A 26,746-nucleotide genomic window follows, 5' to 3' on the forward strand; every position below is an offset into this window, starting at 1 on the left:
CTTATAATTAACAATGCCTTTAAAGGTACTGCAGAAAAATAGTTACTAGAAGGGAGACTTGATGTTTTATATTACAAGCTTCAAGTTTCCTTTTTTATCAATGTAGTGATTTAAATATCAAAAAACTATCTTATCACTTAGGATTTACAAAAAACACAACATAACTTACCGCTTATGAAAAACTCAGCCAGTGCTATACATTGAGCAATCAGAGCCATTCAACAAGCGGTAAGTTTCTGAGACTTTTTTACAATTTTAATTGATTATCTCTCAAAACTAATAAGCCTTGATTTCAAACTCTTGCTGTAATTTCTCAATGCTGTCGATTTTCTCGAAGCCGTTCAAATTAGCAGGTTGATTGATTTTGTCATTAACACCAATCGCTTGACTGGCAAAAACAAAACCACTTTGTTCAATCACAGCTTTTTGGTAAAACGAGATAATATCTTGCTGGGTTAGCTGTTTAATTTGCTCAATAATTTGAGCCTTACGGTCAAACTTGCTATTTCCACGAGTAAAATCAACAAGGTATTCGCCGAACTCCTGTTCTAGTGACTCTGGCTTATGCTGTAATAGCTCAATCAAACTATTGCGATATTTATTAAACTCAGCTTGTGGCATCTCTTTGAGTTTAGTGAAGGTATCTGTAAAGAAACGTTGGTTGTGTTGCATAATGGTTTGGGCTGATGCCGTTGGGCTTTGCACCAAGAATTGCAATCCCGATGTTTTACCTACGGTTGTCGTTGTTGCATAGACCACATAGCCGAGCTGTTTATCGGTGCGTAAATCGTCAAAATACCAACGAGAAATAATGCTTTTCAGTAATGATGCTCGGCTGATGCCTTCTAACTCTAGATAATTCGTTGGGAAAAAGGCAATAGCAAAAGCATTATCTTGATGTGGAATTTGTTTAATATAATTTATTTTACGCTGGCTTTGGTTAATATCCAAATAACGACCAAAATCTAACGTTTTATTATTATTTTTGAGTAGTTTTTCTGTTTCTAATGCAATGTTTTTTACCTGTTCATCAGATAAATTACCCACAGATAATAAACGCAAACTTGTTGGTTGAGTTAAAAGTTTTTCACGAATAAAAGCAATATCCGATAATTTAACTTGAGCAATCATTTCTCGTTTTTTGCTATTTTCAGCATAAGGATAATTTGCAAAATTACCTAAAGCCATATTTGCTTGACGAGCTGCATTATCTTTATCTAAACGATCCAATGCTTCTAAATAACGCTGTTTTGCTTGTGCAAGAAAATGTTCATTTAATTCAAACTGTTTAAAGTTTAAAATACTATCTTGTAAAAATTTTGCCATATTTTGCGTATAACCCTCTACTCTAATAGCAATTCCATTTTCACCTAAAACTGGGGAAAGTGACATTCCTGCAACCGATGCTTGAAATGCTAATTTAGTACGAGCTAAATCTGCCATATAACCCAGTAATACTGCACTTACCCCTTGTTTTAAATCTATGATTTCGGGTGAAATTTTTAATCCTAATAATAGTGCAACTTTAGGCTCATTCGGGAAATACTGGCTCGGCATTGCATAAATTTCTGTGCCATCTTGTTTATCAATAAGCTGTGGTTTTTTACGAGAATTATCCACCTTATTTAGTGAGAAATCTGTTGCAAAATAAGGGTTTAATTCTGGTAGTTTAATTTGTGGATTATTCGCAAAATTCAACCATTTCTGTTTTTGTTCCGTACTAAATTTTGCCACAGAATAAGGGGCTTCAAAGTATTTGGTTTTTTTATCAGTTGATGCTTTATCGTCAATCAACATAATTCTGGCATTATCAATGTGCATTTCAGCTAATTTTGCTTGAATGGCTTTCTTGTCTATTTTTTCAACGAGATAAGGTTGGTCGATAATATGTTCTAATGGGTAATTCAACATTTGGCTAACAAGTTGAGCAACATAATTTCCACTTTTTACAACTTGTAAATGTTGGAACTCTTGATTTAAGCTCTCTTTTAATTCCTTAAAATAGCTATCTTGGATACCATCTTGTTTTATTTTTTCTATTTGTTGGAATACCAATGAGATAATTTTATCTTTTTCAACAAGCCCTTTTTCAGTTAATTGAATATAGAAAGTAAAATCACCACGATTACGGCTAACATCATCAGATGCAGCTGCTTGAATACCGCTATCGGATAAACCTTGTTTAATTAAATAATCTGATAATGTGCCATCGCTATTATTGCTGAATACATAAGATAAATAACTCCCTGATTTTTCCTTAAAAGCTGATTTATCTTCAGGTAAATCAAAAGAAATAGCTAACATTTTATTAGGTTTAACAGGTTTATAAGAAATAAATACCCCTTTATCTTCTGCTCTAAAAAATGGCACAGTAACTTTAGGTTCAGATAATTTTTTATTTTCTACCTTGCCTAAGGTATTTTCAGCTAATTTAGCAAGTTTTTCGATTGGTTGGTTAGAATATAAGACGGCTTTCATTAAATTTGAAGAATAATATTTTTGGTAGAATTTGACTAATTCTTCTTGTAATTTACTATCTGCTTTATCTGATAAGGTTATATTATTTCCTACTGCAAATTTAGTAATTGGGTGATTAGGATTTGCAGTAGCTAAATTAACATCGTGCATTAAAAAACCATCGTTTGATTTGGCTCGAACCATTTCAGCATTCACTGCATTGACTTCTTTTTTCGCATTACTTTCAGCTAATAGTGGTTGAGCGAAAGCATCACTTAAACGAGCCACTGCTTCATCAAAAGCATTATTATTCACCTCAAGATAATAGACTGTACGATCTGATGCTGTATAAGCATTATTGTAGCCACCATTTTTAGTTAGAAAGCCATCTAAACTATTGGTTTCTGGGAAAGATTTTGACCCCATTAGGATCATATGTTCAAGGTAGTGAGCAAGCCCTTGCTGTAATATCGGATCTTCCATTGAACCAATTGGTAAGCCAACAGACATCAACGATTTATTCGCTTTCTCATCAGAAATCAACAATACTTCCATTCCATTTGCTAATTTAATCCCTTGATAAATGGCTTTATCTGTGGGGCTTTTGTTGATAGCGATGTTAATCAGCTCAAAGCCTTTTTGCTGTTGGCTAACGGTGATAGCGGTTGGATTTTGCGTAGAATTTGCAAAAACTTGCGTAGAACTAACTGTTCCCAAAGCAAGAATGGCTTGCAATGTATAGCTTAATGCAGATTTTCTCATTATTTCTCTCCTTTTATATGTTCAATCATTGTGGAAAACCAATCAAGTGTACGTTGGTGAATTTCAAGATAATTTAATTTATTTTGTTGCATTAAAATACGCCCAATATAATTATCGTCTAATATAGACACTGCATTAGCACAATAATTTTCTATATTTATATCCTTTTTATTTAGATCTTTAAAATAACCGATAAGATTATAGTTAATAGCAATTTGTAACATTCTTCCACTATTTAAATAGTCTTTAATATAGCGAGAAAGTAATGCTCTCGCCTCTTCTTTGCTAATAGCTGAGAATGTTAATACTTTTACATTTTGATTATCACAATAATAGAATTTAATTTTTTTTACCCCTGAATTAGATAACGTTAAGACTAGATGATATATCCATATCTGAATTATGTCTTTATCACGCAATTTTCCTACTCGCCACAAAACAACTTCATCATTAAATTTATTTTTTATATTACCAACCAATCTAAAATTATTTTCTAATAGTGTAAATCTCTCATCAATTTCGATGATCTCACTTGGTTGAGATAAATAGCTATCAATTTTATCTTTAACTAGTTCTACATTATCAATTAAATTCTCTTTAGATAATGTTTCAAAATGTTTTATAGGTAAATTTCCTTTTAAACGTTCATTCGTAAAAAAATGTTCAAAATTTTCTTTATCTTCTTTAACTAAGTGATCTAATAAAATAAATTTATCTAAATGGGATAATGAAAAATGTTCTGTGTCAGAGATTTCATCATCGTAACAATCAAAATTAACCCCAAGATGAATATTAAAAAAGAATTTAACAGGTGATTGTAGAAATTGAATTAGATTTTGAATATCAATTTCAGCTGGTAATTCAACATTGTCAATAAGAATTGGAGTAATAAAAGATTTAGTTTCAGTACTTTGCTTATTATTTTCTAACCATTCTTTATCATAACTAATATGGTTATGTTGAATATTTTTAGGGCTAAATACTGTCATTGGGTGATGTATAATTTCGATCTCTTTATAGTGGCTCTTTTCAGAAATAATATTGTCTTGGACAAAATTTAGTAGCTGTGATACTAGCACCGAAGGTAATTTTTCTGAATTATCTGTTAAAGAACGCCCAATATAGCTAATATAAAAAAGATCTTGAGCTGATAATAAGGCTTCTAAAAATAGATAACGATCATCATCACGTCTTGCTCGATCTCCTTTTTGTGGTGCATATTGCATTAAATCAAAACTGTTTAAGGTTTGCTGACGTGGAAAATGACCTTCATTCATTCCAAGTAAACAGACGACTTTAAAAGGAATTGCTCGCATTGGTAATAATGTACAGAAATTCACTTTACCCATTAAGAAGTTTAAATTACTACGTTCTTGATTTAAATAGCGTTCAAATAATTGGGCGATAACCTCAATATTGATCTTTTCAGTGAATTTAGCTGTTTTAATATAATTAACAACTTTTTCAATAGTTTGTTGTAATACTAAAATTGTTTCTGCGTATTCATTATTATCTGAATAAAATTGGGTAATTAACTCTGTTAATTGACTTTTCCAATCATCAATTTCTTGAGCATATTGAATAAAACCAAACCAAGCGGTGAGATGTTCAATAAATTTTGCAATACTACCTACAAGATCAGCACTTAGCCCATAGCTCTCATTAAATGCTAAAATATCTTGCCAGCTATTATTTTGCTCTTTTAAACTTGTTCCGAGTAATAGTCGGTTAATACCATTTTCCCAAGAGTTATAATTTTGCCAATCTAGGTTATCTTTATTAAATCCGTAGCGAATACCTGATGCAACCACCCATTGTTTAATTATCGAAAATTGTTCTTCGGATAAATTAAATTTATCCCTTATAGCTCTTACATCAAATAAATCTAGCACTTCTTCTGTTGTCATTTTTCTCTCTTTAAAGGAGAGTAATTGTAAGAAACTCGCAATAATCGGATTTACATAGCTAATTTTTTGATCGGATAATGTAAAAGGTATAAAGCGGGGATCTTGATAAGCATAGCGTGAAAATACTGCATTGATATAAGGTGCGTAGCTATCAATATCTGCAGACATTACAATAATATCTTTAGGTGATAGCTCTGGGTTTTGCTCAAACATAAAAAGAAGTTGGTTATGCAGAACTTCAATTTCTCGCATTTTGCTATGACAAGAATGAATTTGAATAGAGTGATCATCTTCTGCAATAAATAACTCAGGTTTATGATCAAAATTTAAAATAGATTGTTTTATCTGTGTTAAAAGCACACTATTTTCTTGCACTATTGGTGTAAATAAATTGACTTCTTGATGCTGTTTTTCAACTAATAAATTTAAAAATTCTTTACCTTGTTTCCCCCAAGCGTTCAGTAAATAATTTCCCTGATATAGTGAATTTTCTAATTCTTGGTTTGATAATTTATGTTTTAATACTAACTTTTCTAATAACTTCTCTTCTTGATTATCAGCCCAAAAAATTTGGCTAGGATTAGTAAAAAATAGATGTATTTGGCAATGTTCACTTAATTTATGTAAGACATTGATTTGTGTTAATGGCAGAGATGAAATACCAAAAATAAAAATACGTTTGGGTAGTTTCTGTTTTTCTATTTCAGTTAAATTATCTAATTTCTCAAAATAACGTTGTTGTAAATAGGCACGATGAGAAGTATTAAAAACAATTTCATCACTATCCTGTTTTAAATCGGTAACTAACGCATTCCATAATAGACTTTGCCATTGAATATTTTGCCAGATTTCGGTTTCATCTTTGGAAATAAAGGGACTCTGTTGTTTAAGTTGAGCAAAATGGCTTTCGAGATTTCCTTTTTCCCAGTCAATCAGCCAATCTGGACGGTAAACTAAATATTGGTCAAATAGATCAGCTATTTTACTGGCGAGTTGAAACAATTTGAGCTGCTCAAAAGGACTTAAATAGGCTTTGAGTGGTGAAAAATTAGGGTGTTCTAAATGGTTAGGAATTAAGCGCATTAAACGCCATATCATTGCATCACGTTCAAAAATGTTCTCTTTAGGTAGCTCAGGAAAAAGTAAACGATACTGTTGCCATAGAAAACTTGTTGGGTAAGGAAACTGAATATTCCCAGCAATACCAAGCTTATCCGAAATTTGAATTTGTAACCATTGTGCCATTCCTAGGCTTTGTACCAAAATAGTTTCAGGTTCAAAGGGGTCAGGATTTGGATCTTCTTGTAAAATACGGATAAGGAGTTCTTTTTGTAGATCTAATTGATCTGAATGATAAACAATAAACATAGCCATTCCTTTTGTGTGATAGCCTATTTTACCCTCTTCACTTTGAATGATCTACCTACTCAGCAGTACCAATTTCTACCTTTCCAAGCGGAAAGATAACAGCAATTTTTTGCTCTAAACAGCTGATTTCAAAATTAAGATTATTTTGTTTAACCATTTTTTCGCAAGGTTCATTAACGGCTTTCAAATTGAGCTGATTTTCTGCGATCTGTAAGGCCTGTTGCTGTTGATAGAGATAGGTTGCCTGTTTATTTTGTAAAGATTGCCAATTAGCATAAGTTAAAAATAAAACCATAAAGAGAGTAATTGTGACAAGTAGGCTTGTTAGTGTTTCTGCTTTTAGTATTTTAGTCATTTGCTAATATATTCCTTGAGTTTGGGAGATATTGCCAATAGGAGAATTGTTTTTCTATGGTATCAACAACAGATCGTTTATAAGTCAAATTACGTTCTTCACGAAGGTTGTTATAAGATGAATAAAGTACACCATAAATTTTTTTCCCTTTAATATCAAAATAATAATCGGTGATAATAATTCCATAGAAATCTTTTTTTAGGCTCTCGTCTATATCATTTTGCATTATGACAATCTGTGGGTTATTTTCGCTACTATGGGGTAATTCATCTAAAGAAGAAACATAATGTAGAGCAGCTTGATATGTTTTCAAATCTAGCCAATTAAGAATATTATCTACTTGAATATATTTATCTTTAGTTGGCTTAGGTTGAATAAAAATACTCTTAAAATCACAGCTATATTGATATTGAATATCACCAGCTTGTTTAATGATCTTTTCTTTTTTATTTTGATTACATTCATTATCTCGTTCAGGTAAAGACTTCCGTAACTCGGGTAATAATTGATACTTCTGATTAAGATATTGATGATAGATATTCTGTGTATAGCGATCACGATATAAAATATCTTGCTGAAATAAGAATAGTAGAGCCAAAATGCTCACAATGAGTAGTAATGAAGTTAATAATGCACTTGCAGGAGATATTCTGCTCATTTTATTCTCCATTTAATATATGAATATAGCTGTTAATTTCATATTTGATTTTAGGATCATTAGTATTAGCTGTAATAAGGTGAATATGTATTAAATGATCTTTCTTTTTCCAACTAAATATCAACTTTTCAACAAAATAATCAGCTAAATCAGACATCTTACGCCAATTTCCTTTTTGACAGTTAAGTAAATAGGTTTTACATTCTTCATTATAACAGCTATCAATATTCTTATCCTCAAACACATAAATAGTATTATGCTCAAATCTGAAACCGAAAAACTCTTTACTTATCTCTTTCGTATTATTTAATTGATTGATAGTGCAACTTCGCTTTTTATTTCTATTACCAATACAACCATCACCATTGAGATCATAGAGAAAAGCAAAGCACTGTTTATTTAAGAAATAATATTGATCATTATCAGAGAATAACTCAAAATTAGATTGTTCTCGATAATCACCTTGATAAGCAAGATGTTGTATGTTTTGTTGCAAATAATTGATAATTTGATGAGACTGTTTTTGTAAGTTAAATAATTTCTCTTGTCTATATTGGTTAAAGTAAAAATTATTTAGTAAGTTAGCAATAGAGAATAAGATAATTGTTCCAATAAAGAGTACAACTAGTATTTCAATAAGCGTAAAAGCACTATAAGTTCGTATTACAGTTTGATCTTTTATTTTTCTGAATAACATTTACTACTCCATTTTGTTCAAAATGTAATGTTTCACTTAATTTGTTAATTGATAAACCTAAACATTTTGATTCTACTCGACCTGATTTACCATCTAAATTGATAAATGTATTTGGATATAAACTTTTACTTCTAAAATTAACACCGTAATGTTTATGCTTATATATTAAATAATTTCCTGATATATTACAGCTAGGGAGATTTAAACAATCACAACTTAGTTTCTTTTTGTCATCGACTTTCTCTAATGCAATAATGCACCAATCTTTTTTATCCGAATGAATAGTAAATGAATAATTCTGTTTAGAATAATAGGCTTTTGATTGAACCTGATAGAAGAATGATCTAATTTGGTTAATATGGTTGTTCAAAATAAAGTAATCTTGTATTTTGAAAAATATAGGAGAAATGAAATAGGTAGCAATAATTGAAATTGCTAGGGTTGTTAATAATTCAATAATAGTGAATGCTCTATACATAATATCTCCCAAAAGGTAAGGAGATATTAAGTTAGAGTATAAATTTGTATAGCAAGTTAGTATAATTTTGCGATCGTGATCGAAAAATTAGAATGAGCTAGTATCTTGGAATAAGCCTACTTTCAGATCTGTTGCCGTATAAATGACTTTACCATCTACTTCTACTTCACCATCAGCAACGCCCATTACTAATTTACGGTTGATTACTCGTTTCATATTGATGCGATAAATTACTTTTTTCGCCGTTGGTAAAATTTGCCCTGTAAATTTCACTTCACCAACACCTAATGCACGTCCTTTGCCTTTACCTCCGATCCAACCGAGATAAAATCCAACAAGTTGCCACATTGCATCTAAGCCTAAACAACCAGGCATCACAGGATCGCCAATAAAGTGGCAACCAAAGAAAGGTAAATCTGGGTGAATATCTAATTCTGCTTCAATGTAGCCTTTCTCAAATAAGCCTTCATCTTGTGCCATTTTGGTAATTCTATCCATCATTAGCATTGTTGGTGCAGGTAATTGTGGGCCTTCTGCACCGAATAATTCACCACGACCTGATGCGAGTAAATCTTGATAATCATAGCTAGATTTAATGTTGGGTGTACAACTGTTCATTATTTTTTCCTGTAATAGATGGGTAGAAGCCTATTATATTAGGCAGTTTATATGCCATCATAGTAACAGAGTTATAAAATAGCGTACAGTTGTAAGCTGACTTGTCGGATCAGTTAGCGACTTGCGAAAAATAATTTGCAAAATTTTTGTAGAATCGAACCGCTTGTTCCTTCATTCTGATTATTTTCAATCTGTTGATGTACTAAAGCATAGATCGACGATTGCTCACTGTCTTCGGGGAGATCTTCATCATAAAATGCGTGTTGTAACAAGATTTGAATCGCTTCGGACACATTTTCTACTGCCCATATATGAAACTGTTTCTCTTTAATTGCAGCAAGTACTTCAGGTTTTAAACTCAAATGAGATAAGCAAACACTTGGAATAATCACCCCTTGTTTACCAGTTAATTCTCTAGCTTGACAAATATTGAAAAAGCCTTCAATTTTTTGGTTTACACCACCTACGCTGAGTACATTTCCAAATTGATCGATTGCTCCTGTTACGGCAAAAGATTGAGGTAAAGGGAGCTTTGTTAAGGCACTGATGAGTACACAGAAGATTGCTAATGATGAGCTATCGCCATCGACTTCCCCATAAGATTGTTCAAATGCAAGAGAGGCTGAAAACGGTAACTGAGTTGGAAATTCAAGTAAATTTGCTAAACAGGATTCTGCAATCATTATCCCTTTAGAATGAATGTTACCTCCAAGCTCAACTTTACGTTCAATATCCTGAATTTCACCATCGCCATATTGAATGTTACAGCTGATACGCAATGGCTCGCCGAAAGCGTAAGGTACACCATCAAACTCAACAACGGAGAGTGCATTTATTTGTCCAACAACTTCATCTTCTGTTTCGATATAAAGCTGGTTATCTAAAATATCTTGTAGTACATATTGATTTAATACGGCAGATTGTCGTTCCAATGTAGTTAAATAATCCTGAATATCGGTAAATTCATTTTGGTTTGGATAAAAAGTCGCAATTGCCAAAATGTGTTTTTTCAACAATGTAGGCGAAATTGAAATTAGTTTCTGATTTTCACTTTCACGAATATAGTGGCGAAGTAATTGGTTAAGTGCTTTATGTGAGAAACTCTTATTCAACATTTTTTGAGTAAAAGTTTGCACATAATCGCCCCATTGTTCAATTTGTATTGGCTCTGAAACAGTGAGATAAGATTCCACTTCTGCATATTGGCAGAATTGATATAGTGAATCATCGTAAGCGTAGAGTGTTGCAATATCATCTCGGCTACCCACTAAAATCAGTTTAAATTCCGCTTGAATGGTTGGCTGTGCTTTAGGAACTGCATTAACCATACAGAGGTCATAATGTTTAAACAGCAGGGCTTGCTTTAACTTATCCCATTGAGTGAGATCAAGTAATAGGCTATTGATATTTAGTAGTAAAACACCGTTCTCTAATGTTTGTAAAATACCTTCTACATTTTCAATTCGATTTTCTTTCTCTAAATAAAAATAATATCCAAATAAACTATTACGATTAAATTCATTTTTAATCGTTACCTGAATATGCTGTTTAGCTAAGAAACTATTTATCTCTGTTAAAAATTCAGGAAGTGTTTCTGTTTTTAGAATTAAACAAGAGCCTGTATCAGCTAAGCCAAATTGCTGTATTGCATTTTGAGCATTTTTCTGAAAATCAAAAAAACTGACAGGGCTATGCTTATCTGAAAATGAATATTCAATATTTAGTGATTGCCATTTAATCGGAGAGAACTGCACAAGATTGCCTCATTATAGAAATTTGCCCCATTATACCTAGAATTCCGCTATACTTCACAATATAGTCGCTGGATTTTGGAAATTTCATCGACTATCTATTCGGAGGCAAAATGAGATATCAGAAACTAGAAATTCAAGAAGCCAATTGGAAATGGAAATATCTACTTAAAAAACATCGAGAAGGCGAAAACATTACCAAACATACGGAGCAAACGCTGATTGAGTTAAAAGTCCAGCTGCTGACAACATTACAAGAACCAGAAGAAATCGAGCAATGGATTAAGGCTGAAATGACTTCCGAACAACGCAAAAAAATGCGTCAATCTATTCGTGCTAGACGTAAACGCTTTTTTAATGCCGAGAAACAATCGACACGCAAGAAATCCATTGATTTAGACTATTCAAGCTGGCTGAGATTATCTAAACAGTCCACTGATATGGGAATGACTTTATCAGAAACGATTCATTACTTAATTGATGAGCTTGAAAATAAAGCAATTTATGCAGAACAACTCACAAAAATGAAAGCGAATCTGAAATCGTTGTTGGAGTAACTAGATAAATGCCAAATACGAAAAAAGCCACTGTTAAGTGGCTCTTTCTAACGTAATAAGGAGGTATATTATGACGTTTAAATTAGTTGGCGGAATGGACGGGACTCGAACCCGCGACCCCCTGCGTGACAGGCAGGTATTCTAACCAGCTGAACTACCACTCCGCAGCGAACGAGGCGTATAATAATAATTTCGTTATGTAGCGTCAAATACTTTTTTCAAAATTTATTTTGGTTGCTTTTTTACTATACAGTTCGCACATTTTTTAGTTTATCGTAGTATTATCATCAGTGGCTATTTTTGCCCATAAGCAATTTCCTTTAGATTTTTTATCAAGTAACTTCAAATAATCTAAGTGTGCTTGTTGTTCTTCTTCTGTCGGTTGTAATACGATTAAACCTTCACTATTGATGGCGGTTTGCACAAAATGGCTATCACTGTCGATAGCATTTGTTTCTGTCTCATCATCTGCCAGTAGAGCAATTTGCCCGCCTGTCATCATCAAGAATACATCGGCAAGGATTTCTGCATCGAGTAAAGCCCCGTGAAGTACACGTTTACTATTATCTATCCCTAATCGATCACAAAGTGCATCTAAGTTATTTCGCTTACCAGGATACATTTTTCGGGCGAGCTGCAAGCTATCTGTTACCGTACACATTTCGGCAACTTTGTCAGGGGGATTATCTAAAAAAGAAAATTCGTGATCGATAAAACCTACGTCGAAGGGAGCATTATGAATAATTAGCTCAGCACCTTTGATAAATTCAAGAAACTCATCTGCAATTTCGGCAAAGGTGGGTTTATCGACCAACATTTCATTGGTAATACCGTGAACTTTTATTGCATCTTCTTCCACTTCTCGTGGTGGCTTGATATAGACGTGATAAGTTTTCCCTGTTAAGCGGCGGTTAATCACTTCTACCGCACCAATTTCAATAATGTTATGCCCAATATGTGGTGCACCATTGAAATTCATTCCTGTTGTTTCAGTATCAAGGACTACTTGGCGTAGTATTGGTTGTTCGCTCATTTTATCTTCAAAGGCTAGTAAAATAGGTGGGGTATTATAGACGTTAAGCGGTCAGATTTCGCAAATTTTTTACAAAATCTAACCGCTTGAAAGAGAAGTTCGTTATGCCTGTTGTTTAAGTGCATTGATAGCGTTTTCGTCAAAGAAATATTGTGTACCACAACATTCACATTGCATATCAATCACACCATTTTTTTCAGCCAGCATTTCAGCGATCTCATCGTCAGGAACGAGCATAATCGCAGCTCCTGAACGTTCTCTTGAACAACCACATTTAAACTCAGTTTGTTGAGCAGGATAAACTTCCACCACTTCTTCGTGAAATAAGCGATAAAGTAACTCTTCTGCACTTAAACTAAATAATTCATCATCTTTGATTGTTGATGTTAGTGTGGCTAAATGTTCAAAATCATCAGGCGTACCTGTACCATCTGGAACGATTTGTAATAAAGTTCCTCCAGCGACAGCTTGTCCAGCATACTCCCCAACACGAATCACTAATTGTGTGGCTAACTGCTCTGAACGAGCAAAATAATCTTCCAAACACTCACTAATAGTTGGTTTGTCCAAACTCACAACTCCTTGATAACGCTCGCCTTTTTCGGGAATAATTGAGATCACCAAGACACCATTGCCAATCATTTCAGACAATGTAGCGTTATCTGCAATATCACCATCAACTCGAGCTAAAGCACGAAATTGTTGTTGATCATTACCGTTTACTACCGCTAATTTTAATGCACCATCTCCTTGAATTTGTACCGTAATTGCCCCTTCAAATTTAAGTGTTGCAGTGAGTAGGCTAGTTGCTACCAACATTTCCCCTAATAGATTTTGTACCGCTTTAGGGTAGTGATGAGTATTAAGGGTTTCAGTAAACGTATTGTTTAAACGCACCCATTCACCACGAACGGCACGATTTTGGAAAAGAAAGCGATAGAGTTTATCATTATCTTGATGAGCTTGAATTTGGGTCATAATGTATCCGAGTTAGTCAGTTTAAATTTAATCAGATCTCGACGTTCTTTTTTATTTGGACGACGATCTGGGTGTGGCATAGAAAGTGCATTTGCTTTACGAGCAAAAGCTAATTTCTCACGTTCTTGAATGCTTTTTTCAGTTTCTTGATAAAGTTTTTGAGCTTCAGGCGCACCTTTACGTTGATCACTTAAAGCAATAACCAAAATCTCTTTTTCTTCATTCCCTTGACGAAGTTTAATGGTTGCCCCAACTTCAACAATTTTGCTGACTTTCGCTCGTTGTCCGTTATATTGCACTTTTCCACCTTCTATCATAGCTTTCGCAATGCTACGGGTTTTATAAAAACGAGCTGCCCATAACCATTTATCTAGGCGAATATCGTTGTTTTCGGTCTCTTTTTGTTTCATTATCAAGTTACTTTAGCAAAACAATAGCGTGCAAGATGGGGGAATTTTATAAAAATTCAAGCAACAAGCGGTAAGATTTCAGAAAAAATTTGCAAAAAAGCCAATTTCGCTGTATTCTTCAGCAACTCAATTCTATTGAAATTCCTGAATTAATCTAATATTTAATCCAATCTTAAACATATATAACATTTCTATGCATCTTACAGAACTAAAAAATACACCTGTTTCGGAGCTTGTCCGTATCGGTGAAGAACAAATGGGGCTAGAGAATTTAGCTCGTTTACGCAAACAAGACATCGTTTTCGCTATTCTTAAACAACACGCCAAAAGTGGTGAAGACATTTTCGGGCAAGGCGTGTTAGAAATCTTACCAGATGGTTTTGGTTTCTTACGTTCAGGCGATAGCTCTTATTTAGCAGGCCCTGATGATATTTATGTTTCCCCAAGCCAAATTCGCCGTTTTAATTTACAAACAGGTGATTCGATTGAAGGGAAAATTCGCCCGCCAAAAGAAGGTGAACGTTATTTCGCACTTTTAAAAGTCGATAAAGTAAATGATGATAAGCCTGAAGTTTCTCGTAGCAAAATCTTATTTGAAAACTTAACGCCATTACACGCTAACTCTCGTTTAAGAATGGAACGTGGTAACGGCTCAACCGAAGATTTAACCGCTCGTATTTTAGATTTAGCATCACCTATCGGAAAAGGGCAACGTGGTTTAATTGTTGCACCACCAAAAGCAGGTAAAACCGTTCTTCTACAAAATATCGCTCAAAGCATTACGAATAATTACCCTGAATGTGAATTGATCGTTCTTTTGATCGATGAGCGTCCAGAAGAAGTAACAGAAATGCAACGCACAGTGCGTGGTGAAGTTATTGCTTCTACCTTTGATGAGCCAGCAACACGCCACGTTCAAGTTGCTGAAATGGTAATCGAAAAAGCAAAACGCTTAGTAGAACACAAAAAAGATGTTGTGATCTTACTTGACTCTATTACCCGTTTAGCTCGTGCTTATAACACAGTTACTCCAGCGTCAGGTAAAATTTTATCAGGTGGTGTGGATGCCAACGCATTACACCGTCCAAAACGTTTCTTTGGTGCTGCGCGTAACGTGGAAGAAGGCGGTAGCTTAACCATTATTGCGACTGCTCTTGTTGATACCGGCTCAAAAATGGACGAAGTTATTTTTGAAGAGTTTAAAGGAACAGGTAATATGGAATTACACCTTTCACGCAAAATTGCTGAAAAACGTGTATTCCCAGCAATCGACTTTAACCGTTCAGGTACTCGTAAAGAAGACTTACTCACTACACCTGATGAATTACAAAAAATGTGGATTCTTCGTAAAATTCTTAACCCAATGGGTGAAGTTGAAGCGATGGAATTCTTAATTGATAAACTGATGGTGGCTAAAACGAACGATGAATTCTTTGAAGTAATGAAACGTTCGTAATGGTAAACATTTAATTTCCTTCGTAGAGGGTGCTATGAAAGAAATTAAATGTTTGTACAACAGCTAAATACTACGACAGGTTTGAGTGTTCTTGTTTATTTCCAAATGATGCGATGCTCTTTGTATAGAAAATCCCACCGCTTATATGATTAAACTCGATACCATTATTGAACAATTTTTGGATAATTTATGGTTGGAACATAATTTATCGGAAAATACTATTGCATCTTATCGGTTAGATTTAGAAGCCTTTGTGCAATGGTTGCCTGAAGCTAGGGCTTTTTTAACGGTAGATTATGTCGATGTGCAAACCTTTCTTGGTGAGCGGTTGGAGCAAGGCTATAAATCATCAAGTTCAGCAAGAATGTTAAGCTGTTTACGCAAATTTTTCCGCTTTCTTTATATGGAAAATTACCGTAGTGATGACCCGACTGAAACACTAAAATCACCACGCAAAGCGATTCATTTACCCAAATCATTAAGTGAAGAGCAAGTATTGGATTTACTCAATATGCCGAACACTGCCGATCCGATTGAACTACGAGATAAAGCAATGTTAGAGCTACTTTACGCCACAGGCTTGCGTGTAACGGAGTTGGTTTCGCTAACCATTGAAAATATCAGTTTGTCTCAAGGGTTAGTTCGAGTGATTGGTAAAGGCGATAAAGAGCGAATTGTGCCGATGGGGGAAGAGGCAAATTACTGGTTGCGTGAGTTTTTTCAGTACGGACGCGCCACTTTGCTCGGCGATACACAATCGGATATTGTATTTCCAAGTCGTTTAGCAAAACAGATGACCCGCCAAACATTTTGGCATCGAATTAAACATTACGCCTTACTAACAGGGATTGATAGTGATAAACTTTCACCCCACGTCCTACGCCACGCTTTTGCAACACATTTGGTCAATAATGGGGCGGATTTGCGGGTGGTTCAGATGTTATTAGGGCATAGTGATTTATCTACCACACAAATTTATACTCACGTTGCCAAAGCACGTTTGAAATCACTTCATCAACAATTTCACCCAAGAGGATAATATGCAACACGGTTTTTCTAAATTTAGCTGGGCATTAGCTCTTTTCTGTTTACCCATTGCATTATGGCCATTAGCATTATTTGTTTCACCCAAGTTTTCGGATAGCCCGAATTTAAGTGAATTTCAAATCAATAGTTTTTCGGTCATATTTTGGGTTTATCCTTTTGTATTGTTTGCACTATCAGGAATATTACATAAGATTTATCAAACAAATAAACCGCTCGCAAAAGGGTTACTCACTTTAGGTTTTATACTCTTTTACGGGATATTTATTTATATTGTGAAAAGCGTTTAAGGCGTTGTCAGTACTGCAACGAGCTGTTGATTAAAGAAGACTAATGGCGTGCGAGTTCTTTCCCAGACTGGCACGTTATTTTTTTGCCAAATTTTTTTCATCTCTTCTCGTTTTGAATGTGGATAAAGAGACACTTTACCACGATAGTTTAATTTAATGGTTAATGGTTCTTGCTGTAATTCTGGCGGTAATAACAAGCGGTGTGTTTGCCCCGATTTTTTGCGAAAAATGAGAGTATCGCTAGTGCGAATTAAGGTACCGATATTTTCAGGTAGGGTGAATTCTTGTCCCTGTGTTGCTAATAAAATCTGTTCAAACGGTGGTGTGTCAGAGAATATCTCAGTTACAAAAAGATGTTGCTGGTAACGTCTAAGCATTTTATCCGCTAACCTAAACTCAGGATTTTTATCTTGCTCGGCAAAAATCACATTGGTAATAATTTGTTCAAGCTGTACTTCGCTTGGCATCGGCATTTGGCACTTTTTAAGCCAAAGGCGAATCAGTTGTTGCTGTTTTAAATGGGAAAGCAGGTTGAATTTCTCAATACTGAAACTCTGTTTGGTAAGATTTAAACGTGAGTGAAACTCATCATTCAGCAGCTCTTCCACTAATTGTTGTTGATCTGCACAATGTTGTGCAGCTCTTGCTACCATTTGATCAAACTGTTGCCAACGCTGATTTAACAAGGGTAAGATTTCATTGCGTAAAAAGTTACGTTCGTAGCGACTATCTGCATTACTTTCATCGTTAATCCATTCTAGGCGATACTTTGCCGCATAAGCCTGAATAGTTGATTTTGGTGATGTAAGAAGCGGGCGGAAAATAGGAAATGATGATTTTGCATTTTTCTCCCAATAACTGACCGCTTGCATCGCTCCTAACCCTGTAATGCCACTTCCCCGTTTTAACGCAAGGAAAAAGGTTTCGACTTGATCGTCTAAATGGTGGGCGGTAACTAACATCTCATTGGGCTGAATATGCTGTGCAATGGCTTGATAACGAGCTTGGCGAGCATTCGCTTCTATACCTTGTTTTCCTGATACGGTTACTTTGCAGACGGTTAGGGGAATTTGCCATTTTCGGCATAAATGTTGGCAAAATTCTGCCCAGCTGTCTGCATTTGGGCTTAAGCCGTGATGAATATGGATAGCTTGTAAATTTAGCGAGTTTTCTTGACGAAGTTGGCAAAGTAGATGAAGTAACACCACAGAATCCACGCCACCGCTTAACCCGATTAAAAAATCGGTTTGCTGTGGTGTGTGGATAGCTAACTGTTGGCGGAGTGTTGAAATTAGCATAGTAAGCGGTGAGTTTTTCAAAAAAATTTACCGATTTATCGGCGGTTAAACTTGTAGCCAAAACGTAACAGGGCCGTCATTTTGAAGGCTTACTTGCATATCCGCAGCAAATTTCCCCGTTTGAGTTGTAATCCGCTGTTTTGCTTGATCTGCAAAATAATCGTATAAAGCCTCCGCTTGTTTAGGTGAGGCTCCACGAGAAAAACTCGGACGCAAGCCTTTTTGCGTATCTGCCGCAAGAGTAAATTGTGAAACGACTAATAAACTTCCTTGAGCTTGCTGTACGTTTAAATTCATTTTGTCATTTTCATCGGCAAATACACGATAGTTTAGTACTTTTTCAAGTAATCTGTCCGCACTGGCTTGGTCGTCTTGTTGCTCAACACCGAGTAACACTAATAAACCTGTGGCAATTTTCCCGACAACTTGTTGCTCAACTTCTACTTTTGCCCATTTTACACGTTGAATAAGTGCGATCATTTTGTCTCCTTAGCAAGTGGGTTTTCTAGTGTGCCTTGCTTAATCATCTCCATATCTTTAAGAACAGATGCAATTTGCCCGCCTGATAGCACGACTTTCCAGCTTAAATGAATCCACACAATCATAATCGGAATAGTGGCTAACACGCCATAAATCGCTTGATAGGAAGGAAATGTGGTGATGTACCAAACAAATAACTGTTTACCCAAAGTAAAGAATAATGCTGCCATTAACGCCCCGATAGCAGCGTGTTTAAATTTAACGCTGGTATTCGGCACAATGAGATAGACAAAGCTAAATAACAACCAAATTAGGAAAAAAGGCATTAACTTCAGAAGATGATGACTAAATGAGAAGATACCGTCCGTTTCAAACATCTCTAAGGAGAAAATATAAGAACTGATAGCAATACTTGCCCCTGCAAACATCGGGCCAAAAATTAGCACCGCAAGGTAGATCACAAAAGAGAGTACTACTGAGCGTTTTTTGGTATTGTGCCAAATTTCATTAAGAGCATTGTCGATACTGGAAATTAACATTACTGCGACCACCACTAAACCGAGAATGCTGATAATCCCCATTTTTTTGGAATTTTCGACAAACAGATCAAGATATTCTTGCACCATATGGCTCGCATTAGGAGCGAAGTTATCATAAGCGAGCTCTTTTAATTGTGTCGTGGCTTGGTCGAAAATGGGGAGCAAGGTAAAAATTGAAAATGCCACCATAATCAAAGGTACTAGTGATAGTAATGTGTTATAAGTTAAGTAACCCGAGTAGATCGCAATGCGGTTCTGCTCTGAACGAAACAAAAACAGTTTGATGAAAAAAAGAATTCGTGATGTCATATTAAGCTCTTGTTAAGTAATCCCCTTCACACACCCATTTGTAAGTAGTGAGTGCTTCTAATCCCATAGGTCCACGAGCGTGTAGTTTTTGTGTGCTTACCGCCACTTCAGCCCCTAAGCCAAATTGTGCCCCATCGGTAAAACGAGTACTTGCGTTGATATAAACCGCCGCCGCATCAACTTGTTGAACAAACTGCTGAGCCAGTGCGTAATTCGCCGTTAAGATACTTTCAGAATGCTGACTGCCGTAAGTACGAATATGCTCGATCGCTTGCTTAATACCTTCTACAACGACCACATTGAGATCTAAAGAGAGCCACTCTTGCGACAGTTTCTCTAGATCAAGCGGTTGGATATTGGCATTTTTTTGCAATTCACTTGGGAAATCATCACTATGCAATGTAACCTTTAAGGCTGTGAGTTTTTCTGCCAACATTGGTAAAAATTGTTCGGCAATTGCCCTATCTACTAATAAAGTTTCAAGGGTATTACAGGTGCTTGGACGCTGTGTTTTTGCATTCGCAATCACTTGAATCGCACGAGATAAATCTGCGGTCTGCTCCACATAAAGATGACAGACCCCAATGCCACCAACAATCACAGGGATTGTTGAATTTTCTTTACAGAATTGATGTAATCCTGCTCCACCGCGTGGAATCAGCATATCAATATAGCGATCTAATTTAAGTAATTCTAAGAGCAAGTTTCGATCAGGATCAGTAACGGCTTGTACGGCGAGTTTTGGTAATCCTGTTTGCTCCAATGCGTTTTGTATCACATCAACTAAAATACCGTTAGTAAACTTGGTCTCTTTTCCGCCACGCAAAATGACAGCATTGCCTGTTTTTAAACAGAGTGATGCTACATCAATCGTTACATTTGGGCGAGCTTCATAAATGGTAAGGATAACGCCGAGTGGAACGCGTTGTCGTTGGATTTTTAATCCACTATCCAATACGCCACCGTCAATAATCAGCCCGACAGGATCTGCTAGTTTCGCTACATTGCGTACATCATTTGCTATTCCTTGAATTCGTTCAGGCGTGAGTAACAAGCGGTCAATAATCGCAGGAGAAATACCTTGTGTTTGGGCATAGGCAATATCTTGTTGATTGACAGCTAAAATTTCCGCACTACGTTCTTCTAACGCATCAGCGATTGCGAATAAGGCTTGATTTTTCTGAGCATTTCCAAACTGAGCAAGGGTAATGCTTGCTTGTTTAGCTTGTTTGGCAAGCGTGATTGTTGTCATACTATTCTCTCATTTAAAAATAATCGGGGAGTTTATCATATTTGATGTAATGAATTATGCCCTTTCTTTATGGAAAATATTTTTTCTTGTTGCGATAAGATACGGAGAATAATTTCCAAGCACTATATGTTAGATTGGCATCTAATTCTTGTCTTTTACAGAACCTTATTAGCTAAAGCTGCCATAATTTGATTTCAATGTTGGTTAAAGTTTTAGGCAGCATACCGTTTTTATGGTTATCAAAACAACAACATTTGTTGTCTTACTAAAATCGTTGTATGATTTCCGACAAATTCTCGTAATACAAACAGAGCAAAATATGAGCGATACACTTTCTTTCATCACAACATCTCAACCCGATTTATGTGTCAAGCTTGAACAATATCGCATTATTGATATTGAAGGGGCGGATGCTGAAAAATATTTACAAGGTCAATTAACTTGCGATGTAACAAAACTTGCAGAAGGCGAACAAACCTTAACTTGCCATTGTGATCCTAAAGGCAAAATGAGTGCTCTGTTCCGCCTATTCCGTCAATCTGCAACAAAATTTGTGGCAATTATGCCTGTCGATTTGCTACCTGAGGCCTTAATTCAATTAAAAAAATATGCTGTATTTTCTAAAGTAACTTTTACGGAAACAGAGGACGCGATTTATGGCACAACAAGCGGTGAGATTTTTGCAAAATTTCACGAAAATGTAACCGCTTGTCGCATATCAACTGAGCCGACTCGCTATCTGTTATGGGGTAATTTAACCTTAGAAACCACAGGGAAAGGTAGCGATTGGGATTTACTCGATATTCAACAAGGTATTCCTTTATTGTATAAAGCAAATCAGTTTGAATTGATACCACAAGCCACAAATTTACAGCAACTTGATCAAGCAATTTCCTTTACAAAAGGGTGCTATATCGGGCAAGAAACAGTCGCAAGAGCAAAATATCGTGGGGCAAATAAACGAGCGTTATTCACGTTAGTGGGTAATGTTCAAGGTGAAATCACGTTGCCAGAAATTAGTTCAAGTGTTGAGATGCAAATTGAACAAAACTGGAAATCCACAGGCACAATTTTAGCCGCTCAGCAATATCAAGGGCAACTTTGGGTGCAAGTGGTAATGAATAAAGAGGTTGAAGCAGATAGCGTGTTCCGCCTTGGTAATGTAATGCTCTCAATCGCTCCGTTGCCATATTCTTTGGAAGAAAAATAATGAGCGATTTTGTCTATCCACAAGCGACTCTTATTGCTGGTGTTGATGAAGTAGGACGTGGGCCATTAGTAGGGGCGGTCGTTACTGCTGCGGTAATTCTCGACCCCAATAATCCTATTACAGGGTTAGCTGATTCTAAGAAATTATCTGAAAAACGCCGAATGGCCTTAGCCGAAGAAATTAAACAAAAAGCACTCTGTTGGTCATTAGGGCGTGCGGAACCTGATGAAATCGACAAACTCAATATTTTGCACGCAACAATGTTAGCAATGCAACGGGCGGTGGCAGGATTGGCGATTCAGCCTGATTTTGTATTGGTTGATGGCAATCGTATTCCGCAATTAACAATGCCTGCTCAAGCGGTGGTTAAAGGCGATAGCTTGGTGGCTGAAATCAGTGCTGCATCTATTCTTGCGAAAGTAGCAAGAGATCTTGAAATGACAGAACTCGACCAACGTTATCCTGAATATGGTTTTGCACAGCATAAAGGTTATCCAACCAAATTACATTTTGAAAAATTAGCCAAATTGGGAGCAACTCCTTTCCATCGTAAAAGTTTTGCTCCTGTCGCTAAAGCTCTAATGAAATGAAAAAAGAAGAACACTACTTACAACGTTGCTTAGAATGCGATACGGTTGTGAATATTGCAAAAGATCTGCACAATCAGACCGCTTGTTGCCCAAATTGTGATGAAGTCTTGCAATCGGGTAATCGTTGGGGGCTAAGACGTTGTACGATTATTGCGATCTCTATTTTGATCTTATTACCTTTTGCCCTACTATTCCCGTTGATGAATATCGATCTACTAGGCGTGCCTATTTATGCATCAGTATGGGGCGGTGTATGGAAGATGGCAACGTCTGGCTTTCCTTATACCGCATTTATGATCCTAATCTGTTCAGTAATAATGCCTATCTCTTTTGCATTATTAGTGATTTCGTTACGTTTACAACGTTTATTAGGCCATCGTCCTCGCTACACCCTGATTTTCCTCAAAAAGGCAAAACAGTGGGTAATGCTTGATGTTTATTTGGTTGCTCTAGCGGTTGCAGCATTTAAAGTGCGTGAATATGCTCCACTTTCTTTTGATATTTATTTACTTCCTTTTGTATTAACTACTGTTCTGACAATTCTACTGTTTATCAAAATTGATCCGAACCGACTGTGGAATGAATTTTACCCTGAATATCATTCGCTTTCCCCCGATCACCCATCACAGCCAACACTCTGCCCTGAATGTGATTACACTTTTGATGAAAATATTGTCGATAAAAAAGGACGACAACGTTGCCCACGCTGTGAAACTAACTTAGCAATTTCTGATAGTGTAAAATTACAACGTGTCTGGGCAACACTTGTTGCAGGGGTGATTATGATGATCCCTGCGAATATTTTACCCATCTCATCAACTGAGTTTGCAGGTTCAACTTCCGCAGACTCGCTCATTAGCGGTGTGTTATTATTTATCTCAATGGGTAGTTATACGGTAGCCGCAATCGTATTTATTGCGAGTATTGCAGTACCATTTAGCAAAGTAGGTGTGATTTTATATTTATTACTTGCTATCCATTTCCGTTGGAAACACTCAATTCATTGGCAAATGAAGCTACTGCACTATGTTCATTTTGTGGGACGTTGGTCGATGTTGGATTTATTCGTGTTAGCACTGATGATGTCATTAGTAGAACGTGGGCAAATTATTAGCTTTTCAGTGGGCGATGCAGCGTTCTATTTTGGTGCTGCGGTCTTTTTGACGATGATATCTTCATCTAATTTAGATGCAAGAATGTTATGGCGAATTCATCGAGAACATCAAGATACAAAAACAAGCGGTTAGATTTGCTCAATTTTTTGCAAAGGTTTATACTTCAACCCCAATATTCATAATAAAAAGGAGGACGCTATGCGTGTCGATACCTCTCAACTCTGTGATATTTATTCCGATCAGGTCGATGTAGTCGAACCTATTTTTTCGAGCTTTGGAGGAAACTCTACCTTCTACGGAAAAATTACCACAGTAAAATGTTTTGAAAGTAATGGCTTAATTGCTGAAGTTTTAGAAGAAGACGGTCAGGGCAGAGTCTTATTAATTGATGGTGGTGGTGCTGTTCGCCGAGCATTGATTGATGCGGAATTGGCTCAACTTGCGGTAGATAACGGCTGGGAAGGCATTATTGTCAATGGTGCTGTACGCCAAATTGATGTGCTAGAAACCTTAGATATTGGTATTCAAGCACTGGCACCAATCCCAGTAGGTGCAGAAGACACCTCTATTGGTGAAATTGATACCCCTGTCAATTTTGGTGGCGTAACTTTCCTACCTGAAGACTACGTCTATGCGGATCTGACAGGAATTATTCTTTCACCAGAATTGTTAGATTTTGAGGAGATTGTGGAATATTAAGTGATAACATTACATAAGATAGTCAATGATTTTCAATAAAAAGATGATTGACTATTTTATATATGTACATTTCAACAAACGTTGGCTATTTAAGACCACTGTGATAGATGAGAGCGTCATTGCAATCGCAGAAAGCATCGGATTAAGTAGCCAACCAGTTAGAGAATAAAATACGCCTGCCGCCACAGGAATACTGATAACGTTATAAATAAACGCTCCAACTAAACTTTGCCTCATATTACGCATTACCCGTTTAGAAAAGGGTAAAATCTCTGCTAGGGGCTGTAAACCTGTACGCATTAAGGATAAATCCGCCGTTTCAATTGCAATTTCACTCCCGTTATACATCGCAATCCCCACATTTGCTTGAGCGAGAGCTGGGCTGTCATTGATACCATCACCAATCATCGCAACTTTTCTGCCTTGTTGCTGTAACTTGAATATCTGTTCAGCTTTTTGCTCAGGTAATACTTCCGCAATAACCTGATCTACCCCAAGCTGTTGAGCGTAGTACTCTGCAGTGACTTGGCGATCTCCCGTTAGCATTACACAATAATAGCCTTGCTGTTGGAATTGTTGAATAAGCTGTTGGCTTTCAGAGCGTAAGCGATCTTGTAACTGAATAATTCCGACAACTTGTTCATCAATCGCCACAAAAACAAAGGTTGTTGCAGGGGAATAAGCGGTCAGATTCGCTGTAAAATTAACAAATTGCTGGTTACCCACTTTAATTTGTTGCTGTTGATAGGTGGCAATAATCCCTTGTCCTTTAATAATTTGTAACTTATCTATTTCCCTATTTTCAATTTCAAAAGCGGTATGATTATCGCAAAATTTTACGATTGCTTTAGCAATTGGGTGAGTAGCCTGCTGTTCCACACTTTTTACTAAACTAAGTAACTCAGTTTGAGCAAAACCATTCAAGGTTTCAATATTGATTACTTCCATTTCACCAGTGGTTAGCGTCCCTGTCTTATCAAAGACCAAGGTATCAAGCTCATTACAGGCTTGTAATGCATCAATATTACGCACTAATACGCCAAACTCAGCGGATCGAGCAACGCCAGCAATGGTTGAAAGAGGGATTGCCAAGCCCAAAGCACAAGGGCAGGCGATAATCAATATAGTAGTAAAAATCGACAACGCAAATTGAAACTCTTTACCTAACCAAAGCCAAATGGCTGTACTCAATAACGCAATCAATATAACCACAGGCACAAAAATAGAGGCAACTTTATCCACCCATTTTGCTAAGGGTGGCTTACTTGATTGAGCGTGGCGAACTGCATTGATAATGCGAGCTAAAGCGGTTTGTGAACCTACTTGTTCGGCAATATAAATACCCGCACCATCTTGCACTACCGTACCCGCTCGAACTTTGTCCCCAATATGTTTTTCAACGGGTAAGGCTTCTCCTGTTAGCATTGATTCATCAACCCAAATAGCACCTTGTTCCAAACGCCCATCTACGGCTATGCGTTCTCCCGCTAAGGCTTGCACTCTCATTTCAGGTTTTATGCCTTTTACCGAAATACTTTTTGCAAATTCCCCGTCAAAAACAACCGCTTGTTGCGGAGCTAAATCTAATAATTTCTCTAATGCAAAAGAAGAACGTTGTTTGGCTTTTAACTCTAAATACTTACCTAAATTCACAAAACCAACAACCATCACACTGGCTTCATAATATAGATGGGAATGCCATTGGCTGTTTAAGGTAAGATAAAAAGAATAAAGCCACGCTACCCCTGTACTTACCGCAATGAGCGTATCCATATTTGCAGAGTAATTTTTCAGGCTTGTCCAAGCTCCAATAAAAAAATGCTTACCACTGATATAGAGCGTCAAAGCAGTCACAACCGCCCAACCAAACCAAATCGGCTGATTTTCGGGAGTAAGGTGCATCTCTGCGAGCATTCCATAAAGCATTAACAATGCTCCAACTGCAAGAGAAAAGATAAATTGCCATTTTTTCGCTCTCAATAACTGAGCGGTTTGAGCTTGTTGTTTAGATCGACGGGTTTCTTCGCTCTCAAGTAATTCCGCTCCAAAACCTATTTTGGTGATAGTTTGGATAATCTCTTGTGAGCAAACCTCACCTTCGATAAAAGCGGTTTGATCGACTAAATTAACCGACACAAACTCCACATTAGGAATTTTTCCTACCACTTTCTCGACACGATGTACACAAGCGGCACAATGCAAACCAGAAAGCAAAAATTGTTGTTCTTTAGGCATTTAGATCTCTTTAGCATCAAAGCCGATAGCTTCAATACAGTCAATTAGCTTATCGACGGTTTCATCGCTATCAATTTCAGCAATCTGGGTAGTTAAGTCGATTTTTACTTCACTAGCAACTTCTGCAAGTGCATTTTTTACGCTTTTTTCACAGTGGCTACAATGTAATCCACCAAGTTGTAATTTAATAATTGCCATTA

General features: G+C 36.3%; 25 protein-coding genes and 1 tRNA gene. 8 read left to right on the top strand and 18 right to left on the bottom strand.

The features are described 5' to 3' along the window. Nucleotides 1-276 precede the first annotated feature (276 nt). The 8 genes from ptrA to ACWIW0_RS04840 form a co-directional block, all read right to left on the bottom strand. On the bottom strand, nt 277-3,219 hold the full coding sequence (ptrA, locus tag ACWIW0_RS04805; protein WP_454452421.1) for a pitrilysin: 2,943 nt from the start codon (nt 3,217-3,219) through the stop codon (nt 277-279). Next, nucleotides 3,219-6,494 (bottom strand): exodeoxyribonuclease V subunit gamma, encoded by a 3,276-nt coding sequence (recC, locus tag ACWIW0_RS04810; RefSeq protein ID WP_454452422.1) that lies wholly within the window; start codon nt 6,492-6,494, stop codon nt 3,219-3,221. The genes ptrA and recC overlap by 1 nt, the downstream gene beginning before the upstream one ends. A 55-nt stretch (nt 6,495-6,549) precedes the next feature. After that, the gene (locus ACWIW0_RS04815; RefSeq protein WP_454452423.1) at nt 6,550-6,849 is read right to left on the bottom strand and encodes a DUF5374 domain-containing protein; all 300 of its coding nucleotides are present in this window, start codon (nt 6,847-6,849) and stop codon (nt 6,550-6,552) included. Then, on the bottom strand, nt 6,842-7,507 hold the full coding sequence (locus ACWIW0_RS04820) for a DUF2572 family protein (protein ID WP_454452424.1): 666 nt from the start codon (nt 7,505-7,507) through the stop codon (nt 6,842-6,844). Before ACWIW0_RS04820 ends, ACWIW0_RS04815 begins: the two co-directional genes overlap by 8 nt. Before the next feature lies 1 nt (nt 7,508). Further along, nucleotides 7,509-8,204: a prepilin-type N-terminal cleavage/methylation domain-containing protein gene (locus tag ACWIW0_RS04825; RefSeq protein WP_454452425.1), complete on the bottom strand. Its 696-nt coding sequence runs from the start codon at nt 8,202-8,204 to the stop codon at nt 7,509-7,511. Next, nucleotides 8,158-8,682, bottom strand: a complete 525-nt coding sequence (locus ACWIW0_RS04830; protein WP_454452426.1) for a pilus assembly FimT family protein — start codon at nt 8,680-8,682, stop codon at nt 8,158-8,160. Before ACWIW0_RS04830 ends, ACWIW0_RS04825 begins: the two co-directional genes overlap by 47 nt. An 87-nt stretch (nt 8,683-8,769) precedes the next feature. Next, nucleotides 8,770-9,300 (bottom strand): bifunctional 3-hydroxydecanoyl-ACP dehydratase/trans-2-decenoyl-ACP isomerase, encoded by a 531-nt coding sequence (gene fabA / locus ACWIW0_RS04835; protein ID WP_454444320.1) that lies wholly within the window; start codon nt 9,298-9,300, stop codon nt 8,770-8,772. Nucleotides 9,301-9,413: 113 nt separating this feature from the next. Continuing rightward, nucleotides 9,414-11,054 (bottom strand): S16 family serine protease, encoded by a 1,641-nt coding sequence (locus tag ACWIW0_RS04840; RefSeq protein ID WP_454452427.1) that lies wholly within the window; start codon nt 11,052-11,054, stop codon nt 9,414-9,416. A 110-nt stretch (nt 11,055-11,164) separates the two neighbouring features. On the opposite strand from ACWIW0_RS04840, the gene matP reads away from it, so the two are divergent. Beyond that, a complete protein-coding gene (matP, locus tag ACWIW0_RS04845; protein ID WP_454452428.1) occupies nt 11,165-11,608 on the top strand; it encodes a macrodomain Ter protein MatP in 444 nt (147 codons plus the stop codon). A gap of 87 nt (nt 11,609-11,695) precedes the next feature. Here the strand turns inward: matP and ACWIW0_RS04850 are convergent. From ACWIW0_RS04850 to hslR, 4 genes are all read right to left on the bottom strand, one after another. Beyond that, nucleotides 11,696-11,772 (bottom strand) — tRNA-Asp (locus tag ACWIW0_RS04850). A 101-nt stretch (nt 11,773-11,873) separates the two neighbouring features. Continuing rightward, on the bottom strand, nt 11,874-12,641 hold the full coding sequence (dnaQ, locus tag ACWIW0_RS04855; RefSeq protein WP_454445907.1) for a DNA polymerase III subunit epsilon: 768 nt from the start codon (nt 12,639-12,641) through the stop codon (nt 11,874-11,876). Nucleotides 12,642-12,743: 102 nt separating this feature from the next. Then, nucleotides 12,744-13,619: an Hsp33 family molecular chaperone HslO gene (hslO, locus tag ACWIW0_RS04860; protein ID WP_454452429.1), complete on the bottom strand. Its 876-nt coding sequence runs from the start codon at nt 13,617-13,619 to the stop codon at nt 12,744-12,746. Then, nucleotides 13,616-14,029, bottom strand: a complete 414-nt coding sequence (hslR, locus tag ACWIW0_RS04865) for a ribosome-associated heat shock protein Hsp15 (protein ID WP_454445909.1) — start codon at nt 14,027-14,029, stop codon at nt 13,616-13,618. Before hslR ends, hslO begins: the two co-directional genes overlap by 4 nt. Before the next feature lie 193 nt (nt 14,030-14,222). Between hslR and rho the strand changes: the two genes are divergently transcribed. From rho to ACWIW0_RS04880, 3 genes are all read left to right on the top strand, one after another. Next, on the top strand, nt 14,223-15,485 hold the full coding sequence (rho, locus tag ACWIW0_RS04870; RefSeq protein ID WP_157395668.1) for a transcription termination factor Rho: 1,263 nt from the start codon (nt 14,223-14,225) through the stop codon (nt 15,483-15,485). Between the two features lie 145 nt (nt 15,486-15,630). Beyond that, nucleotides 15,631-16,524, top strand: coding sequence for a site-specific tyrosine recombinase XerD (xerD, locus tag ACWIW0_RS04875; protein ID WP_454452430.1), 894 nt, complete (start codon nt 15,631-15,633; stop codon nt 16,522-16,524). Between the two features lies 1 nt (nt 16,525). Continuing rightward, entirely contained in the window at nt 16,526-16,819 is a 294-nt protein-coding gene (locus ACWIW0_RS04880; RefSeq protein WP_454447025.1) for a DUF5389 family protein, read from the top strand. Here the strand turns inward: ACWIW0_RS04880 and tilS are convergent. Genes tilS through proA form a run of 4 tightly spaced genes read right to left on the bottom strand, consistent with a single transcriptional unit; the run spans nt 16,816 to nt 20,697 of the window. After that, nucleotides 16,816-18,117 carry a tRNA lysidine(34) synthetase TilS gene (tilS, locus tag ACWIW0_RS04885; RefSeq protein ID WP_454452431.1) on the bottom strand — a complete coding sequence of 434 codons (1,302 nt, stop codon included), beginning with the start codon at nt 18,115-18,117 and terminating at the stop codon, nt 16,816-16,818. The genes ACWIW0_RS04880 and tilS overlap by 4 nt on opposite strands. Before the next feature lie 45 nt (nt 18,118-18,162). Then, the gene (gene dtd / locus ACWIW0_RS04890; RefSeq protein ID WP_454452432.1) at nt 18,163-18,597 is read right to left on the bottom strand and encodes a D-aminoacyl-tRNA deacylase; all 435 of its coding nucleotides are present in this window, start codon (nt 18,595-18,597) and stop codon (nt 18,163-18,165) included. Further along, nucleotides 18,594-19,445: a virulence factor BrkB family protein gene (locus ACWIW0_RS04895; RefSeq protein ID WP_454452433.1), complete on the bottom strand. Its 852-nt coding sequence runs from the start codon at nt 19,443-19,445 to the stop codon at nt 18,594-18,596. Before ACWIW0_RS04895 ends, dtd begins: the two co-directional genes overlap by 4 nt. A 1-nt stretch (nt 19,446) precedes the next feature. Then, on the bottom strand, nt 19,447-20,697 hold the full coding sequence (proA, locus tag ACWIW0_RS04900) for a glutamate-5-semialdehyde dehydrogenase (protein WP_454452434.1): 1,251 nt from the start codon (nt 20,695-20,697) through the stop codon (nt 19,447-19,449). Nucleotides 20,698-21,016: 319 nt separating this feature from the next. On the opposite strand from proA, the gene ygfZ reads away from it, so the two are divergent. The 4 genes from ygfZ (at nt 21,017) to rraA (ending at nt 24,311) form a co-directional block, all read left to right on the top strand. Continuing rightward, nucleotides 21,017-21,907: a CAF17-like 4Fe-4S cluster assembly/insertion protein YgfZ gene (gene ygfZ, locus ACWIW0_RS04905; RefSeq protein ID WP_454452435.1), complete on the top strand. Its 891-nt coding sequence runs from the start codon at nt 21,017-21,019 to the stop codon at nt 21,905-21,907. Beyond that, entirely contained in the window at nt 21,907-22,497 is a 591-nt protein-coding gene (rnhB, locus tag ACWIW0_RS04910; protein ID WP_454452436.1) for a ribonuclease HII, read from the top strand. The genes ygfZ and rnhB overlap by 1 nt, the downstream gene beginning before the upstream one ends. Further along, nucleotides 22,494-23,744 carry a PqiA/YebS family transporter subunit gene (locus ACWIW0_RS04915; protein WP_454452437.1) on the top strand — a complete coding sequence of 417 codons (1,251 nt, stop codon included), beginning with the start codon at nt 22,494-22,496 and terminating at the stop codon, nt 23,742-23,744. Before rnhB ends, ACWIW0_RS04915 begins: the two co-directional genes overlap by 4 nt. 66 nt (nt 23,745-23,810) lie before the next feature. After that, the gene (gene rraA, locus ACWIW0_RS04920; protein ID WP_157395592.1) at nt 23,811-24,311 is read left to right on the top strand and encodes a ribonuclease E activity regulator RraA; all 501 of its coding nucleotides are present in this window, start codon (nt 23,811-23,813) and stop codon (nt 24,309-24,311) included. Between the two features lie 51 nt (nt 24,312-24,362). On the opposite strand, the gene ACWIW0_RS04925 is transcribed toward rraA, so the two are convergent. Both ACWIW0_RS04925 and ACWIW0_RS04930 read right to left on the bottom strand, forming a co-directional pair. Next, nucleotides 24,363-26,546 carry a heavy metal translocating P-type ATPase gene (locus tag ACWIW0_RS04925; RefSeq protein WP_454452438.1) on the bottom strand — a complete coding sequence of 728 codons (2,184 nt, stop codon included), beginning with the start codon at nt 26,544-26,546 and terminating at the stop codon, nt 24,363-24,365. Continuing rightward, nucleotides 26,547-26,744: a heavy-metal-associated domain-containing protein gene (locus tag ACWIW0_RS04930; protein ID WP_454452439.1), complete on the bottom strand. Its 198-nt coding sequence runs from the start codon at nt 26,742-26,744 to the stop codon at nt 26,547-26,549. It lies immediately after the preceding gene. Nucleotides 26,745-26,746 lie beyond the last annotated feature (2 nt).

The sequence above is a fragment of the Ursidibacter sp. B-7004-1 genome (assembly GCF_053654055.1).

Excerpts from the sequence above, each read along its gene's own strand:
- rho (WP_157395668.1), top strand. The coding sequence starts at position 14,223 with ATGCATCTTACAGAACTAAAAAATACACCTGTTTCGGAGCTTGTCCGT.
- dnaQ (WP_454445907.1), bottom strand. The coding sequence starts at position 12,641 with ATGAGCGAACAACCAATACTACGCCAAGTAGTCCTTGATACTGAAACA.
- ACWIW0_RS04880 (WP_454447025.1), top strand. The coding sequence starts at position 16,526 with ATGCAACACGGTTTTTCTAAATTTAGCTGGGCATTAGCTCTTTTCTGT.
- ptrA (WP_454452421.1), bottom strand. The coding sequence starts at position 3,219 with ATGAGAAAATCTGCATTAAGCTATACATTGCAAGCCATTCTTGCTTTG.
- xerD (WP_454452430.1), top strand. The coding sequence starts at position 15,631 with ATGATTAAACTCGATACCATTATTGAACAATTTTTGGATAATTTATGG.
- ygfZ (WP_454452435.1), top strand. The coding sequence starts at position 21,017 with ATGAGCGATACACTTTCTTTCATCACAACATCTCAACCCGATTTATGT.
- hslR (WP_454445909.1), bottom strand. The coding sequence starts at position 14,029 with ATGAAACAAAAAGAGACCGAAAACAACGATATTCGCCTAGATAAATGG.
- ACWIW0_RS04925 (WP_454452438.1), bottom strand. The coding sequence starts at position 26,546 with ATGCCTAAAGAACAACAATTTTTGCTTTCTGGTTTGCATTGTGCCGCT.
- recC (WP_454452422.1), bottom strand. The coding sequence starts at position 6,494 with ATGTTTATTGTTTATCATTCAGATCAATTAGATCTACAAAAAGAACTC.
- rnhB (WP_454452436.1), top strand. The coding sequence starts at position 21,907 with ATGAGCGATTTTGTCTATCCACAAGCGACTCTTATTGCTGGTGTTGAT.
- fabA (WP_454444320.1), bottom strand. The coding sequence starts at position 9,300 with ATGAACAGTTGTACACCCAACATTAAATCTAGCTATGATTATCAAGAT.
- dtd (WP_454452432.1), bottom strand. The coding sequence starts at position 18,597 with ATGATCGCACTTATTCAACGTGTAAAATGGGCAAAAGTAGAAGTTGAG.
- ACWIW0_RS04930 (WP_454452439.1), bottom strand. The coding sequence starts at position 26,744 with ATGGCAATTATTAAATTACAACTTGGTGGATTACATTGTAGCCACTGT.
- proA (WP_454452434.1), bottom strand. The coding sequence starts at position 20,697 with ATGACAACAATCACGCTTGCCAAACAAGCTAAACAAGCAAGCATTACC.
- hslO (WP_454452429.1), bottom strand. The coding sequence starts at position 13,619 with ATGACCCAAATTCAAGCTCATCAAGATAATGATAAACTCTATCGCTTT.
- tilS (WP_454452431.1), bottom strand. The coding sequence starts at position 18,117 with ATGCTAATTTCAACACTCCGCCAACAGTTAGCTATCCACACACCACAG.
- ACWIW0_RS04830 (WP_454452426.1), bottom strand. The coding sequence starts at position 8,682 with ATGTATAGAGCATTCACTATTATTGAATTATTAACAACCCTAGCAATT.
- ACWIW0_RS04825 (WP_454452425.1), bottom strand. The coding sequence starts at position 8,204 with ATGTTATTCAGAAAAATAAAAGATCAAACTGTAATACGAACTTATAGT.
- ACWIW0_RS04895 (WP_454452433.1), bottom strand. The coding sequence starts at position 19,445 with ATGACATCACGAATTCTTTTTTTCATCAAACTGTTTTTGTTTCGTTCA.
- matP (WP_454452428.1), top strand. The coding sequence starts at position 11,165 with ATGAGATATCAGAAACTAGAAATTCAAGAAGCCAATTGGAAATGGAAA.
- rraA (WP_157395592.1), top strand. The coding sequence starts at position 23,811 with ATGCGTGTCGATACCTCTCAACTCTGTGATATTTATTCCGATCAGGTC.
- ACWIW0_RS04915 (WP_454452437.1), top strand. The coding sequence starts at position 22,494 with ATGAAAAAAGAAGAACACTACTTACAACGTTGCTTAGAATGCGATACG.
- ACWIW0_RS04820 (WP_454452424.1), bottom strand. The coding sequence starts at position 7,507 with ATGAGCAGAATATCTCCTGCAAGTGCATTATTAACTTCATTACTACTC.
- ACWIW0_RS04815 (WP_454452423.1), bottom strand. The coding sequence starts at position 6,849 with ATGACTAAAATACTAAAAGCAGAAACACTAACAAGCCTACTTGTCACA.